Source organism: Cellvibrio sp. ARAG 10.3, assembly GCF_051846955.1.
In the GTDB taxonomy this organism is placed as follows: domain Bacteria; phylum Pseudomonadota; class Gammaproteobacteria; order Pseudomonadales; family Cellvibrionaceae; genus Cellvibrio.
This window is the reverse complement of the sequence record NZ_JBPYCU010000023.1, coordinates 12,079-27,455: the sequence shown is the minus strand read 5'-3', so window position 1 is coordinate 27,455 and position 15,377 is coordinate 12,079. Positions and strand designations below refer to the sequence as shown.

Genomic DNA, 15,377 nt, shown 5'->3' with positions numbered 1-15,377 from the left:
CCCGGACGAAACCTGCCGCCATGAATGAATACGAAATTGGACTGAACCACTCGATGCTATTTGCCCAAGGTGTGGGGATAGGATTTTTGATCGGCTTGGAGCGCGAGCGCCACGAGGGCAAGATTGCCGGCGTCAGGACATTTACCCTGATCGCGCTGTTAGGCGCCCTGGGTGGATTTATCGGCACCCAGTTGGACATGTCTTATGTGCCCTGGATACTGTTGATACCCATCGCGGCCAGCCTGGTGCTGGCGCAATACCGCTCCACCGCAACCGAGCCTGATACCACGACGGTCATGGCGGCTTTAATTACCTATGTGCTCGGCTACATGTTGTGGTTTGCGCATTCCCTGTTGCCCGCCGCCCTGGCAATTTCTGTAACGGCTGTGTTGTATTTTCGTGAAGAGCTGCGCGGCTTGCCGCGCAAGCTGACTCGTCAGGATATTCTGTCGTTTTTCCAGTTTGCGGCGATTGCATTTATTTTATTGCCGATCCTGCCCAATCAAACCTTCGGGCCCTACGACGTCTTCAATCCTTACCAGGTCGGCTGGCTGGTGATGCTAATCAGCGGTATCAGCCTGGCGGGCTACGTGGCCTTGCGTATGCTCGGCGGTAAGCCGGGTTTGGTGGCGGTGGGATTATTGGGGGGTGTGGTATCAACCACGGCTACAACCCTGGTATATGCCCGGCACAGTAAAAAAATCAGCCATTTTGCAAACGGCGCGGCAACCATTATCTTGCTGTCGCACCTGGTGTTGTTTGTGCGGATTGCCTTAGTCGTCGCGGTGGTAGAAGCCTCTGTGCTGCCGGTTATGTTGCCATGGATCATTGGTGGCTTGGGGGCGGGGCTGATATGCCTTTTTATGCTACTGCAATGGAATAATAAAATGGGTGTGCAGCAGTTTCCTGAGTTGCAGGTATCGAATCCCACGGAATTAAAAACGGCACTGGGTTTCGCCTTGGGTTTTTCAACAATTTTGCTGTTGTCAGCCTGGATGAACGATATTTTTAACCACACGGGTACTTATATCGTGGCGTTTTTTTCAGGTTTAACCGATGTGGATGCGATAACCATTGCCAATTTGAAGTTATACGCACTGGATACCATCAACATATCGGTCACAGCCAAAGCGATTGTTATTGCATGTGTTGCTAATTTGGTTGTGAAGCTGGCCATTGTTTTAGTCTTTGGTGACCGACAACTTTTTATTCCCGTCATGATCGGCTTCGGCCTTGTGTTGACAGGTATTGTGTCAGGATTGATCTATGCACTGTCACACGTGTAAAACGCTCCGGTATTCCGCAACCGTCGGATGAAATGGGGTATGGTCCTGCAAATAGAGTCGCATGGAATCCGCTGCGTCGGGTTCACCGTGAACCAATTGAATTCGTGTGCCTGGCTTTAAGGCAGAGTGCTGCAACCAACTGGTTAAGTCCATAAAATCACCGTGACCGGAGAGCCCGTCCAGCATGGCAATTCGCGCTTTGCAGGGCACGTATTCGCCATGAATTTTAATGGACTCGGCACCGGCCAGCATATGCGCGCCGCGCGTTCCCCCCGATTGATAACCGGTAAATAAAACGGTAGTTCGGTAATTGCCAAGCAGACGTTTCATATGGTGGAGAATTCTTCCTCCGGTAGCCATTCCACTCCCGGCGATGATGATGTGCGGATAATTCAATCCGGCAAGTGCTTTGGACTCATCAACGGTATGAACATACTTGATGGTGCGGGCGATACGCTGGCAATCGACGTCGGTTAAGCGGTGTTGATCGGCGTAGCGGTGATAAATATCCGATACATCAATCGCCATAGGGCTGTCGAGAAAAATAGGCAAATCAGGTATACGGCGTTTTTCGATCAATGTGGCGAGTAAATGTTGTAACGCCTGGGCGCGGCCCACGGCAAAACTGGGAATTAACAATACACCGCCCATGGCCACGGTTTCGTTGACAATATCAGTCAGTTGTTGCCAGACATCTACCGGAACATGGCGACGGTTGCCATAGGTCGATTCAAGGAGTAGAAAATCCAGTTCAGGTAGTGGCGCTGGCGGGTACATCAGAATGTCGTCCGGCCTACCCACATCACCGGAGAAACCGATACGTTTACCTTCGGCTTCCAGGATGACACTGCCAGCGCCAAGAATGTGACCGGCAGGCTGAAGGTGCAGTTTTATATTGCCGATGCTGAACACCTTGTTAAACGGAATCGTTTCAAATAGCGCGAGCGATTGTTCGGCGGTTTCACCATCGTATAACGGTTCCGGATGAGCGTGCCGGGACAGTTTATGCCGCTCGAAAAAACTCGCGTCTTCCTCCTGAATGCGGCCGCTGTCCGGCAACAGGATACCGCACAGCGCACGCGTGGCTTCATGACAAAAAACCGGGCCGCGATAACCTGCACTGTACAGCCGAGGCACATACCCTGAATGATCAAGATGCGCATGAGTCAGGACCACCGCATCCAGTTCATCAATATCTAGCGGCAACGGTTGCCAATTACGTTCTCTCAGCCACTTGTAGCCCTGGAATAATCCGCAATCGACCAGAATGCGAGTGTTGGCTGTTTCCACCAGAAATTTGGAACCGGTGACGGTTTCTGTAGCCCCAAGAAAAATAATTTTCATACGAATGCGCTCCTGCGACATGGAAACGTGGTGTGAAGTAATTTTTATGTAAGGTTTTCAATTCGAAACAAATCGCGATTATGGCGGTAGTAATCCAGCGCGTAGGCCAGCTCTCCCGGTGTGGCCGCAAAGAGTGTGGCCAAAGATTGCCCTTTGCTGACGGGCTGTCCCATTTTTATACGCAAACGTACCCCGGCAATTGTTGAGGAAGGGGCGCCGGCTAATTTGGCGAGTTGGGCCAAACGACGGTTATCCATCGTGAGCAGCTGCCCGTTCAGATCAGCGTTCAGGCTGGCGTGGTAGGCCGGTTCCGGAATGGCTTTAAGCCCACCCTGGGCGTTGCAGATACGTTGAAATTGTGCCCAGGCTTGACCTGAAGAAAGAATATATTTTGCTCGCTCAATGGTTACATCAAGCTCCTCGCCGGACGCCATGGATAACAGGTTAGCGGCGAGTAATAACGAACGCTGGGTTAAATCTGCCGGGGCATCAAGCTGATTGTTCAGCACCGCGATTACGTCGCGCGCTTCTTCTCCCGGCCCGATGCCGTTGCCGATTGCCTGGCTACCGTCGGTTACAACACACCGCAGATGCACATCGAAGCTGCGTGCTACGGCATAAAATAAATGCGACAAGCGCTCGGCCTGGGCATTGTCGCGAACTTTGGCCGTTGGCCCCACAGGAATATCAATAAGGATATGGGTAGAGCCCGCCGCAATTTTCTTTGACAGCACCGACGCAACCAGTTGGCCTTCGCCGTCCAGATCCAGCGCGCGTTCAATACGAATCAATACATCGTCGGTAGGGCTGAGTTTTATCCGTCCGCCCCACGCCAGACAGGCACCGGTTTGTTGCACGACGTTTTGTATTTGCGCGAGACTCAAATCCACATTGGTCAGTACTTCCATCGTGTCAGCGGTGCCGGCAGGCGAGGTAATCGCGCGTGAGGATGTTTTGGGAATGATCAAGCCCGCCGCACTCGCAATTGCGATCACAATGGGTGTTGTGCGGTTACCGGGAAGCCCGCCGACGCAATGTTTGTCATAGATCCGTGGATAACCCGGCCAGGTCAATCGGCTGCCGACATTGATCATTGCCTTGGTCAGCGCGACGGTTTCATCCACGTTAAGGTTGCCACCGGCACAACTGGTGACAAAGCTCGCAATATGAATATCGGAATAATGGCCTTGACCGATATCGTTGATGATGTCGGCAATCTCTGAAGGCGCAAGACTGTTGCCATATATTTTTTTGCGCAGCGCACTCAGCGACCTCACCACCGGTGCGTGGCGCACCGTGACCGGCTGGTCAGCCGTGAGCTTCAGGTGATGCCACGCGCTGACGGAAAAACCGATTGTGCCTTCTGGCAAGGCCGATAAAGTGACGATATTAAGTGTCGCGATAACGGTTTTATCGCCAACCTGTATCTGTAGCCGGGCGTTCGCCGCAAACCCCTCCGCTTTGCAAATATCGCAATCCCTGCGCATGTACACAACAAGTTCCTCGTGTGTATCAATCCCCATTTCAAAGGCGCGCAACTGGCCGGTAACGGTCATGGTAATTTCCATTGTTCAGGCGGGTAATTTCAGTCTGCTCCAGCATAAAACAGTTAAATCCATGAGCCTTGATACAAGTCAAGTTGATCAGCCGGCGGGCATCCTAAGCAGCATTGACTAGACTGATATATACATTTGGTCTACTCGTTGCATATTTAAGCGACAGCCGTTGATCGGCGTTCAAAGGAAGAGGTATCTGAATGACTATTGCCAAAAAATTTATGCTGGTTCTGGGGTTGATCTTCGTGGTGGGGATTTTGGTGGCCATCCTTGCTGTTTACCAACACCAGCGGAACCTGGTGAGCGAACAGGCTATGAATGCGAGCACGCGCATCAGCCAAGAGGCGGTTAGGTTACTCACAGTTACGGACGCCATCATGGCGGAGCGGGTGAAAAGCAGCATGGCCTTGCTTAAAGAGTACGGGGCAGAATTGGGCGAGCCGCGGCTGGGTGAACCGGTCAGGGTGAATGACCGAGAGGCTGCCAATTTATGGCTGGGTGAAACCGCTATTGCTAATGATTTTAATCTGGTGGATCAGCTCACCCGGATCATGGGCGGGACGGCGACCATCTTTGCGCGCACGGGCGATGAATTTGTGCGTATCTCCACAAATGTGATGACGCCCACCGGGCGTGCTATCGGCACCATCCTCGCACCTCAGGGGGCCGCCATCAAACAGATCCAGCAGGGTCGTGCGTTTTTATGGTGTGGTTGATATCCTGGGGAATCCTTATGTAACCGGCTATGAACCCATTCTTGACAGTGCCGGCGACGTGATCGGTATCTGGTATGTGGGTTACAAAGCGGACCTTACGGAATTATCTACCGCGATCGCCGCAGGCCGGGTGCTGGAAGAGGGTTTTGTTGTACTGCGCGATAATACCGGCAAAACCCGCATCCATTCCGATAATCTCTCATTGGAAGCTGTTGACAATATCCTCGCGAACCCCGGCGATAACTGGACGCTGAACAGCGAAGTGTTCACCCCCTGGGGTTATGAAATTATTACCGCCTATTCAAACAATGAAATCAGTACGATGGTTCGGCAAGTGTCGTTAATGTTGGGCTTGCTGATTGTTATTGTAGGCGTTGTTGCGCTGGTGATCGTGTATGTATTGATTCAATCCGTGGTGATTCGTCCGCTCAAACAAACGACTGCACGTTTGCAGGATATTGTCAGTGGAGAAGGGGATTTGACCCTGCGTTTTCACTCACGCAGCCAAGATGAGTTGGGTCAATTAGCCAATGGTTTTGATTTATTGATGGACCGCCTGCAAGGTACAATTCGTTCAGTGGCCCAGTCGACACAACAACTCACCTCATCGGCCGCCCAATTAAAAAGTATTGCCTTGCATACCAGCGACACTATTACCCATCAGACCCGCGATATCGATGCTATTGCTGCCGCGATTCACGAAATGTCAGCGACGGCTCACGAAGTCGCGCGCAACGCTGCCAGCGTCGCCATGGCCACCGCCAAAGCGGATAGCGAAGCGCAACAAGGCCATAAAATTCTCAACAGCACCATCCAGGCAACAGAAGCCCTCGCGGGCAAGATAGAAACGGCATCCAGGGTCATCTCAGCGCTTGCGGATGCGAGTAATGAAATCGGCGCTGTGTTGAATGTGATCCGTTCGATTGCCGAACAGACCAATCTGCTGGCGTTGAACGCGGCCATTGAAGCTGCACGTGCCGGTGAACAGGGCCGGGGTTTTGCGGTAGTGGCTGATGAAGTGCGGTCCCTCGCCAGCAGAACCCAGGATTCCACTGAGGAAGTCGACCGGATGGTCAAGCGCTTCCAGGATAACTCGCTCAAAGCCTTTGAACAGATGCGCCTGGCGGAGGAAACCGTGCGCGCGAACGTAACCACGGCCCAGGAATCCGGTAATTCTATTAAAACCGTATTGCTTACCGTCTCTGAACTGAACAACCTCAACACGGAAATTTCCCACTCAGTGGATCAGCAAAGCCAGGTGGCGGAAGATATCAATAGAAATATTACCCGTATCAATAATACTGGCGATCAAAGCCAGGAGCGTGCGGCTGAGACCTTGCGGGCATCGGAAGGGCTATCGAAATTGTCGGAGGAGATTCAGCGGCAGTTGGCGGCTTATCGGGTGTGATGTGGCGTGTTTGATGTGGCTTAAGTGATGTGAATAGAAACGTCCATATCTGAAGTTTATGAACGTTTATTATCGGGTTTTATTTAATAGCTTTTACCTTGCCTGTTTCTATGTGTCCGGACCTATTTGCTTGTGGCGGCCTCTCCTCGGCTTTGCCGACATCCTCCGGCTTGATCGGCCATCTAAGCGGCGCAAATTCCTGGGTGAGTGACATATCGGCGCAGTAGGCTGTTACTTCAGTCCATTGACTTTCCATTTCGATTCCCGTTTCTAAATGAAATGTCTCGATTATTGCATCACTAAGGTCAAAAATTGGCGTAGCATCATAGTTTTCTTCGTTAATACGTGTTCCGCCATAGTTGAACTCTATTTTAATAAGACGCTTGTTTGTAACCGGAAAAATAACCATCCGTGTCAAACCCGGATTATCTATGTTTGATTGAATATCGTGAATGTCAAAAAGAGCGGCATTTACCCTGCTGGAAATAGGGATAATTTTCCAATTCACAGGTCCACAGTAGAGAGGTTTACGTCCAGCCTTTTGGCATCCATAGCTGGAGTCTAAAAAATCAGCAACGGCGGATTCAAATACTTTCGGGTGAAAGAAACTTGCATTAGCAAAATCGCGGATATGGTCCTGACCAATAACGCAGGCCGTCATGGATAGCCAGCTTCTCATGCCTGAAAACCAGGGGCCGACAAAATACCATTTGCGCGAATAGAATAAATGATACTGCCAATGTTCATTCGGCATCCAGCTTGAGGGATAAAAATTCAAATTAGTTGCGAGTACATTAGTATTTCCAGGGGAAACGGATTCGGCTACCCAACGCCCCTCATTTACTGCATAAACTGAATTTGACCATGGCGCTTTAAAGCCGAATTTGCTGCCGTTCAGATTCCATTGCTGTGGACGTAATTTAGGGAAGTACGGCCCTTTGGGTCTTACATAACGTAACGAATGCATTGGCGGTAATGCCAGTGGAAAATATCTTAACCAGTCCAACATGAAAACGCGCCTCATTGATTAACGTTTCGGTTTTTCAAATAAATTTCTACTTGAAGTCCACAGTACATGGGCGGCTCCGACTCCGCTGGCTATAGTGGCCGCTGTTGCTGCTGACGTAAGATACAGTGCTGGTCAACAAAAGCCGGACAAAAAATTAAGCACATTTTTTAGTTGGGTGGTTATAGCCTAGAGATGAGGGCTGGGAGAGTTGGTTTTGGCATTCATGGCGTATCCTTTCGTTATCGCATCAGTATCGCAGTTGAGCTGATCACGAGCGGGGCAAGAGAGCCCGTGAGCGAGGAGGGAAGTCTACAAGAAGATGTCCGGCATCAGAAAGCATGGCGTTGATCAAAAGTAGTGTTACTTGATCTGGGACACAGTTTGGAAGGTCAAAAAACAACCTATTTTCCACATGCAAATTCCCCCGCAAACCCCTACAATAGCGCCCCTTCTTTGAACACCCTGGCAGTCTTTCTATGAAAACCACCCCCACCATTGGCTTTGTCAGCCTCGGTTGCCCTAAAAACCTGGTCGATTCCGAACGTATCCTCACCCAGTTGCGCATGGAGGGTTACAACATTGTGCCCACCTATAACGATGCCGACATGGTGATTGTGAATACCTGCGGGTTTATCGACAGTGCCGTGCAGGAGTCCCTGGGCGCCATCGGTGAAGCCTTGAACGAAAATGGCAAGGTACTGGTAACCGGGTGTTTGGGTGCGAAGGAAGATGATATTCGCCAGGTACATCCCAATGTGTTGGGTATCACCGGGCCCCATGCTTACGAGGCGGTGCTGGGGCAGGTCCATCAGCATCTGCCGCCAAGTGCCGTACATAATCCGTTTACCGATCTGGTGCCGCCCCAAGGCGTGAAGCTGACGCCGCGCCATTACGCTTACCTGAAGATTTCTGAAGGCTGTAACCACAGTTGTAGTTTCTGCATCATCCCCGATATGCGCGGCAAGCTGGTGAGCCGGCCGATCGGGCAGGTGATGGGTGAGGCGGAGCGCCTGGTAAAAGCCGGCGTGAAAGAGCTGCTGGTGATTTCCCAGGACACCTCGGCTTATGGGGTCGATATCAAACACCGTACGGATTTTTGGGATGGTCGTCCGCTCAAGACGGATATGTATCAATTATCACGCGCATTGGGTGAGCTGGGTGTGTGGGTGCGGTTGCATTACGTCTATCCTTATCCTCACGTAGACAACATTATTTCATTGATGGCGGAGGGCAAAGTGTTGCCCTACCTGGATATTCCGTTCCAGCACGCCAGCCCGACCCTGTTGCGCAAGATGCGCCGTCCGGGGCAGGTGGAAAAGACCCTGGAGCGCATCCACAACTGGCGTAAAGAGGTGCCCAACCTGACGTTGCGCTCCACGTTTATTGTGGGCTTCCCCGGTGAAACCGAGGATGATTTCCAGCAACTGCTGGATTTCCTGCAAGAAGCGCAACTGGATCGCGTGGGCTGCTTCCAGTACTCGCCTGTGGAAGGTGCCAAGGCCAACGATTTACCGGACCCGGTTGCGGATGAAATAAAACAGGAACGCTACGACCGTTTTATGCAATTGCAACAAAAAATTTCCACTGCCCGTTTGCAACAAAAAGTCGGCCAAACCTTGCAAGTGTTGATCGACGAAGTAGACGAAGAAGGGGCCATCGGCCGCAGCTTTGCGGATGCGCCGGAGATCGACGGCAGTGTTTACCTGAATGGTGAAACCGGTGTGAAAGCCGGTGACCTGGTTAATGTGCTGGTCGAGCATTCCGACGAATATGATTTGTGGGGCAGTAAAGTTTCCGGTTAGCGGGACATACAAACCTGGTCTACAAGGAGAAACACGACGTGTCCGTCCATCAGCGGCTGGTAAAGATTTTCGGGCATAAGATAACGCGCCTGTTGTGGCAGGCGTATGTTATCTATCTGGCGGTCAGTATTCTTATTGTGACGCCGCTATTGAATTGGGCCGGGGCTGCGATATATCAACAGCAAACCGGACGCGTCCTGTCTTACAACCTCATCAGTTTTAATCCTTTCACGCTTGCCATAACACTGCATCACCCCAAAGATCGCAACCCGGATAACAGCAGGTTTTGGGCGGCGCAAAAAATTCAGGTGAATCCTTCATTACTGCAAACCCTGTTGCGTTTTACGCCGACGCTGGATGCTGTCGAACTCACTCAGGTGAAGGTGGCTGTCAGTAAATCATCAGCGAATCAATGGAATTTTGCCGATATCCTTGAGCATCAGGCCAGGCAGCTACAACAGGAAACGGAAACAACGGCGCCGGCCAATATTCCGCCTTTGGTTATTCATCGCATTACACTCGGTATTCAGTCGCTGGAGTTTTCCGACGCGAGTCGTGAAGACGTCTTCCGCACCAGTGTGGATGAGCTTGAATTTGTCTTGCAGGATTTTTCAACCGTTAAGGACGCAGGGCAGCCCTACTATTTGCGCGCCCGCAGTAGCGGCGGCGAGTTGGTGTGGCAAGGCAATGTGTCGGTGAAGCGCGGTAGCAGTGATGGCCAGTTGAGTTTAAAAAATATTTCCCTGCAACCCGCCTGGCAGTATTTCAAACCCTATTTACCGTTTACCTTGCGCGAGGGCGCGTTGGATTTCACTGGCACCTATGCGGTGGATTGGCAATCGGCACTATCCTGGTCAATAACCGATAGTCGTTTGGTGTTTAAGCAGTTGGATCTGCGCAGTCGCTCCAGTGAAAAAACCAGTCGCTTGGGATTTTCACGGTTGTCGCTCGACAACCTCCGCGTGGCGAGTCCCACACAATTATTAGAAATAGAACAGGTATCGCTTGATGGGCTGTCCATTGCGAGCTGGAGTGAAGCTGATCGAATCGGTCTGGTGCAGATGTTGACGCCGACCCTGCCGGAGAATGCCTCAGCGAGGGCAGTAAAAAGTGATGACAGCGCCGCATGGAACGCTTATATCAAAGCCATTCAGATAACCGGTGCTGTGGAGTGGCAGTTGGCAGAGTTAAACCAGCATAGCTTCACCATCGCGCCGCTCGAATTGCACCTCACGGACCTTCGCACGAACGGTGAAATAGCGGCGCCATTCCGTCTGGCTGCCACGATTGATGCGCAAACAACCGTAACGATTGAAGGTGATATTAATCCCTTGACTCTCAATGGCAGCATGGCCACAGACTTGCGCAACCTGCCACTCACATGGGTAAACCCGTTATTGCAGCCATACCTCAATGCTGAAATTCTTGCGGGCGATTTAAGTGTGCAAACACAATTAACCCTGCGCGATGCTGCACCGGTAGGCTTGATCTCCGCCGGCACAGTTGCCGGGTTTGGATTGCGCCCCCTGGCATCGCCGGATGAATTGATACGCTGGGAAGAGCTTGCCTGGCAAGATACGCGCGTTGACCTTGATCATCAGCACATTGAATTACCGCTGGTCACCCTGAATGGATTTGACAGTCGTTTTGTTATCACCAAAGAAGGCACAACCAATCTGCAAACCTTGTTTCCTGATATCGAAAAAGAGACCGAAAAAGCGCCAGCCGAACCAGCCGCCGTTAACGCAGGTGAACCAGCAACACCCTGGGAATTTACCCTGCAAAAATTTGCACTGAACAATGCATCCTTTCGTTTTCATGATGAATCCCTTACGCCGGATTTTACCGCAGCCGTGCAACATTTCACGGGGGAGTTAACCGGCTTGACATCCGATACCCAAAAGCTGGCCGCGTTTCACTTCAAAGGTGATGTGGATGGCTACGCGCCGGTTACCCTCCACGGCAAAACCCAACCTTTTCTTGCGCAACCCAAACTGGATGCGACGCTGAATTTTGAAAATATGGATCTCGGTGGATTCAGTACCTATTCAAGTACCTACGCCGGGTGGCGAATTGATCGTGGGTTGTTGACCGCTAATCTGCATTACCGTTTGGCTGACGGTCGCATTGTCGGTGACAACCATATTGTGATGGATCAATTGCAATTGGGCGAACGGGTGCGCAGCGCCAGCGCAATGGATATTCCATTGCGCCTTGCGCTTGCGCTCCTGACCGATGAAAACGGCGTAGCTACCTTGGATGTCGGCATCAGCGGGCGGCCGGACGATCCCAGCTTTGATATCAGTAAAGTCATTTGGGCTGCCGTGCGTAACACCTTGATGAAGATTGTCACCGCGCCGTTTAATCTGCTGGCCAATCTTGTCGGTGCAGACGAAGACCTGGGAGAGATCAAATTCAATTCCGGTTCAACGCAATTATTATCCAACGCCACACGCAAATTAACCCTGTTGGAAGACGCCTTGAGCAAGCGTCCGCAGTTGCGCCTGGAAGCGCGCGGGCAATATGATGTGGTGACCGATACGCGCGGTTTGCGCGCCGCCCGGGCCAAGGCAATACTCCTGGCGGAAGGTTTGACCAATGACGATCTCAAAAAGAAAACGCCGGCGTGGCAAAAACAAATAACTGCGCAATACCGCCGGCTGGATATACCTCACGACAAGAGTTTGTCAGTGGACGAACAATACGCCGCCTGGCTAAATACCTTTCCGGTAACCGGCGAAGACCTGCGTCGCCTGGCGGTGGAGCGTAGCGTCACCGTCAAGCAGTTTCTGGTTGAGCACCTGAAAGTCAGCAATGATCGGGTACTGGTGAATGCCGAGATCAATTGCAGCCGCGAGAAAGCCTGCACCAGCCGGACGGTGGTGTTCGATTTATCCGAGACGGTGCAATAAGCCGGTTCTGTTGTCTCAGAGAGAAATCACCGACCGGCAGGAGGTCCTATGAACGAACCAGCGAATTTGACAGTGCAGCATCAACCGGAGCAGAATCGCTTCAGTTTAACCACTGGCGACAGCGAGGCCGTACTGCAATACCGCCTCTTTGAACGCAATACCCAGCCGATGATCGACTTTACCCACACCTGGGTTCCACCGGAATTTCGCGGCAAGGGCGTAGCAGAAAAATTGGTGCGCGAAGGTTTAGCCTGGGCAAGGGCAGAGGGCTTTGGCATCCAGGCCAGTTGCTGGTACGTTGCCCGATTTTTGAAACCGTCAGATCACAATAAATAATCAGTAGATGCATACTCAGCGGCGGCACGCATCTACTTATCACAGGAGCGCCGACCATGAACAAACTATTGATCGGCTTCCTGATGCTGTTGGCCGTCGCATTTAACTGGAAAAAATTTACAGCAGATGCGCAGGTCCCGGCACAAATCAGCGCTGCCCACGCTCAACAAGTGGTGCTATATGCAACCGACTGGTGTGGGTATTGCGCGAAGACGCGTAAATATTTTACTGACAATAATATTCCTTTCACTGAATATGATATTGAAAAATCGCGCGAAGGTCGCGAACAATACGATCAATTAAACGGTAAGGGCGTGCCCTTATTGGTCGTTAATGGCGAAGTAATTCGCGGTTATAACCCCGGTGCGATTCAGCAGGCCATGAGCAAGGTTAACTAACCATCATCTGATGGCCTTCCGGCTCTCCTCTCATCACGCCAGAATCTTTTCCAGATAATGCCGCTCAGCGCATAAAAGGCGGTCATTGCCAGGGCAAAATTCCATTCGAGCACATTATTCGCCTGATCCTTGAAATCCGGCTGGAAAATAGTGACCGCTAATGACAACAAGCCAATTATCCATTGAATCACAATCACGAACAGTTGCCAGTGCAGCAATTGCACTAATCCTGTCGGCTGTTGCTCGCGGTATTTAATGACTGAGTAAACGCTCAGCAGTTGCGCCAGCATCGCCAGACCAAAATAAAAAGTGACACCGGTGCGGCGCATAAAACGATAGATTTGGCCATCGCTACCCAAGAAGTTGGCGTAAAGCGTCAGCGCGATAGCAGAGACAATCCCGATCAACAAAATAAACGTGTGCTGACGGCGGTGCCCGATCCAGGCGTTTAACCAGCGATAATGAAAAATCCAGTAAATAACCAACAGACTGCTTAACGGCAGCATCAACCCGCGAAATAAAAATAACGCATCGCCATGCCGGGCGGCACGGCTGATCGACGTGCAACCGCTCCAGAACGGATTGCAGATAACCTCGTAACCTTGATATATCGCCAACCCATAGGCGCCTAAAACAGCGCACAAGGGTATCAGTGCATTTAACCAGGCGGTCAGTGCTGGCATATAGGTTCTCCGTAATTAACGGAAATTAAAAAAGTATAGGCGTGGAGTTTGAAACGGAGATTTGAATATGAATGGCTACACCGGTTCGGATCAGCCGAATATTAACCCCTGATAGAACAAAAATAAAATTAACATTTGCACAAAGGGAGTTTGGCGTTAGGCCTGTTGTTTCGAAACCCTCAATTCAGGGATGAATTGAGGGAGCTACAGGGAAGTATTTACCGCGTTTTCGAAACAACAGGCCTAATGACAAACGGATTACGAAGCTCGCTCTGCTACTGCAAACTATCCACATCACTAAGTTCGATCGTCAAGCGATTATTATTTTGCGCCACGCGATTCCACTCGCTCGCCAGAGTTTGCGGTTGACGGGCTGGGTAGTTGAGGTGTTGATCATCCATGCGGCTGACGATGACATTAATATCACCGCGATTCACACTGTTGATGGCAACCAGATTGGAATCAATTTCTTCCACAACTTCTTCCATCAAATTTTCAATAGTGTAAAGCTCGCTCAGCAACATGCAGTCCGACATACGGACGTCTTTGCCGGGTAATTGCGCGCGGCCGGCGCTGTCTGTTACCACACAGAAATCACCAGCACTCAGGTTGACCCACACGGCGCCTTTAAAACCCTGTTGACTGATACGGTGGACAAATTCGTTCAGGCGCTGGATGGTGCCGGGGTCCATGATGTCCGGGTTAAATGGCATTACACCGCTTTGGTTAAAGGCCCACACCATATCGTTCAGCATATTGTTCTTTACCACGCGGCCACTGTTAACAACGCCGAGTTGGGTCTGCATGTTGCTTTGCATCTCCAACGAGGTGTGCAGCTCTACGAGTTTATTGGTGATGTCGTTCAGGTGGCTGCGTTGCTCGGCCTGCTGTTCGCTGAGCGCACTCAAGCGTTCATTCAATTTGTTGAAGTAATTAATTGAGAAGCCGCCGACGATCAGTACCACCGCCAGTGTGGCAAAGGGCAGGAACCAACCCTGGCGCGGCGGTTGAGCGGGCGGTGCTGGTGGCAGCTCTTCGGCAGCTGGCGTATCGGCCTTTCTGGCCGGTTCTGCGGGTACCACGTGCTCGGTTAACTCGCGGCTGATGTTGTAACGCAGTTTCTGGATTTCCCGCACCAGACGCGCCGTAATGACCCGGCGGCTGTCATCAATGGCGTGTTCAAGTTGGGAGATACGCAATTCAATGCGGCGGGAGTTATCGCTGGCGGGGCCTTCGGTCCGTGGTGCAGGCGCGGCTACCGCTTCTACCGGCGGCAAATCGCTGATATCCAGCTGGGGATTGATGCCGTCATCCGGCAGCACCACCTCTTCAGGTTCTGCCGCTGCTGCCTCCTGGACCTTCTTGAGCGGGTAGATATGAATGCCTTCCATTACTTTCGACAGGTCGGTCGCATTGATGGTGTCTTTGCTGATGACATCAAGGGCGCCCAATGCACGGGCCTGGCCGGTATACACATCGCCGCTTTTGGAGGTATACATGATGACCGGCACCATCGCCGTCTCAGGGTGAGACTTGATGATCTGGAGCGCGCGGAAGCCATCCATCCCCGGCATCAGGTGATCCATAAATATAACGTCGGGAACATGGGAGGCGAGATGGAGCAGGGCGGCTTCACCGGAGTCCACAGCATCAATCTGCAGGTCATAAGACCGCAACATCTTCTTCAGGCGATACTGTGCGGTGGTGGAGTCATCAACTATCAGGGCGCGCTTGGTCGGCATGGGTATGGTTCCTGGGCGAGCTTATCTTGCTCGCGATTTTTAAACCTTGATTCAGCCAGGGCACCTATCAGTATGCGCTTCGCATGGCTGCGTGCCCCGGCTGCGGCGCAAATCTATCACAGGCCTTACTTGAAAACCGGTAATGTCCCACAGTTTATTGACGTTTTCAATACGAGTTCCGCAGC

At 51.6% G+C, this 15,377-nt stretch carries 12 protein-coding genes; 7 read left to right on the top strand and 5 right to left on the bottom strand.

The genetic code is table 11. From position 1 onward, the window contains the following. Positions 1-20 precede the first annotated feature (20 nt). Positions 21-1,286 (top strand): MgtC/SapB family protein, encoded by a 1,266-nt coding sequence (locus tag ACSV5M_RS19810; RefSeq protein ID WP_439178386.1) that lies wholly within the window; start codon positions 21-23, stop codon positions 1,284-1,286. On the opposite strand, the gene ACSV5M_RS19805 is transcribed toward ACSV5M_RS19810, so the two are convergent. Next, positions 1,275-2,630, bottom strand: a complete 1,356-nt coding sequence (locus ACSV5M_RS19805; RefSeq protein WP_439178384.1) for an MBL fold metallo-hydrolase — start codon at positions 2,628-2,630, stop codon at positions 1,275-1,277. The genes ACSV5M_RS19810 and ACSV5M_RS19805 overlap by 12 nt on opposite strands. A gap of 44 nt (positions 2,631-2,674) precedes the next feature. After that, a complete protein-coding gene (locus tag ACSV5M_RS19800) occupies positions 2,675-4,186 on the bottom strand; it encodes a thymidine phosphorylase family protein (protein WP_439178382.1) in 1,512 nt (503 codons plus the stop codon). A gap of 200 nt (positions 4,187-4,386) precedes the next feature. On the opposite strand from ACSV5M_RS19800, the gene ACSV5M_RS19795 reads away from it, so the two are divergent. Together ACSV5M_RS19795 and ACSV5M_RS19790 are read left to right on the top strand one after the other, a co-directional pair. Continuing rightward, positions 4,387-4,902 (top strand): Cache 3/Cache 2 fusion domain-containing protein, encoded by a 516-nt coding sequence (locus ACSV5M_RS19795; protein WP_439178381.1) that lies wholly within the window; start codon positions 4,387-4,389, stop codon positions 4,900-4,902. Further along, on the top strand, positions 4,880-6,310 hold the full coding sequence (locus tag ACSV5M_RS19790; RefSeq protein WP_439178380.1) for a methyl-accepting chemotaxis protein: 1,431 nt from the start codon (positions 4,880-4,882) through the stop codon (positions 6,308-6,310). The genes ACSV5M_RS19795 and ACSV5M_RS19790 overlap by 23 nt, the downstream gene beginning before the upstream one ends. 79 nt (positions 6,311-6,389) lie before the next feature. On the opposite strand, the gene ACSV5M_RS19785 is transcribed toward ACSV5M_RS19790, so the two are convergent. Next, complete coding sequence (locus ACSV5M_RS19785; protein WP_439178378.1) at positions 6,390-7,319, bottom strand: hypothetical protein; 930 nt, start codon at positions 7,317-7,319, stop codon at positions 6,390-6,392. A 476-nt stretch (positions 7,320-7,795) separates the two neighbouring features. Here ACSV5M_RS19785 and rimO point away from each other — a divergent pair, with 476 nt between their 5' ends. Genes rimO through ACSV5M_RS19765 form a run of 4 tightly spaced genes read left to right on the top strand, consistent with a single transcriptional unit; the run spans position 7,796 to position 12,767 of the window. Then, positions 7,796-9,121 carry a 30S ribosomal protein S12 methylthiotransferase RimO gene (rimO, locus tag ACSV5M_RS19780; RefSeq protein ID WP_439178377.1) on the top strand — a complete coding sequence of 442 codons (1,326 nt, stop codon included), beginning with the start codon at positions 7,796-7,798 and terminating at the stop codon, positions 9,119-9,121. Between the two features lie 38 nt (positions 9,122-9,159). After that, entirely contained in the window at positions 9,160-12,033 is a 2,874-nt protein-coding gene (locus ACSV5M_RS19775) for a DUF748 domain-containing protein (protein ID WP_439178376.1), read from the top strand. A gap of 48 nt (positions 12,034-12,081) precedes the next feature. After that, entirely contained in the window at positions 12,082-12,369 is a 288-nt protein-coding gene (locus ACSV5M_RS19770; protein WP_439178373.1) for a GNAT family N-acetyltransferase, read from the top strand. A gap of 56 nt (positions 12,370-12,425) precedes the next feature. Beyond that, a complete protein-coding gene (locus ACSV5M_RS19765; RefSeq protein ID WP_439178370.1) occupies positions 12,426-12,767 on the top strand; it encodes a glutaredoxin family protein in 342 nt (113 codons plus the stop codon). On the opposite strand, the gene ACSV5M_RS19760 is transcribed toward ACSV5M_RS19765, so the two are convergent. Together ACSV5M_RS19760 and ACSV5M_RS19755 are read right to left on the bottom strand one after the other, a co-directional pair. Then, a complete protein-coding gene (locus ACSV5M_RS19760) occupies positions 12,764-13,450 on the bottom strand; it encodes a hypothetical protein (protein WP_439178368.1) in 687 nt (228 codons plus the stop codon). The genes ACSV5M_RS19765 and ACSV5M_RS19760 overlap by 4 nt on opposite strands. A gap of 275 nt (positions 13,451-13,725) precedes the next feature. Further along, positions 13,726-15,192: a response regulator gene (locus ACSV5M_RS19755; protein WP_439178366.1), complete on the bottom strand. Its 1,467-nt coding sequence runs from the start codon at positions 15,190-15,192 to the stop codon at positions 13,726-13,728. Positions 15,193-15,377: the final 185 nt, after the last annotated feature.

Coding starts and splice junctions, on each gene's coding strand:
- ACSV5M_RS19810 (WP_439178386.1), top strand. CDS start 21: ATGAATGAATACGAAATTGGACTGAACCACTCGATGCTATTTGCCCAA.
- ACSV5M_RS19805 (WP_439178384.1), bottom strand. CDS start 2,630: ATGAAAATTATTTTTCTTGGGGCTACAGAAACCGTCACCGGTTCCAAA.
- ACSV5M_RS19800 (WP_439178382.1), bottom strand. CDS start 4,186: ATGACCGTTACCGGCCAGTTGCGCGCCTTTGAAATGGGGATTGATACA.
- ACSV5M_RS19795 (WP_439178381.1), top strand. CDS start 4,387: ATGACTATTGCCAAAAAATTTATGCTGGTTCTGGGGTTGATCTTCGTG.
- ACSV5M_RS19785 (WP_439178378.1), bottom strand. CDS start 7,319: ATGTTGGACTGGTTAAGATATTTTCCACTGGCATTACCGCCAATGCAT.
- rimO (WP_439178377.1), top strand. CDS start 7,796: ATGAAAACCACCCCCACCATTGGCTTTGTCAGCCTCGGTTGCCCTAAA.
- ACSV5M_RS19770 (WP_439178373.1), top strand. CDS start 12,082: ATGAACGAACCAGCGAATTTGACAGTGCAGCATCAACCGGAGCAGAAT.
- ACSV5M_RS19765 (WP_439178370.1), top strand. CDS start 12,426: ATGAACAAACTATTGATCGGCTTCCTGATGCTGTTGGCCGTCGCATTT.
- ACSV5M_RS19760 (WP_439178368.1), bottom strand. CDS start 13,450: ATGCCAGCACTGACCGCCTGGTTAAATGCACTGATACCCTTGTGCGCT.
- ACSV5M_RS19755 (WP_439178366.1), bottom strand. CDS start 15,192: ATGCCGACCAAGCGCGCCCTGATAGTTGATGACTCCACCACCGCACAG.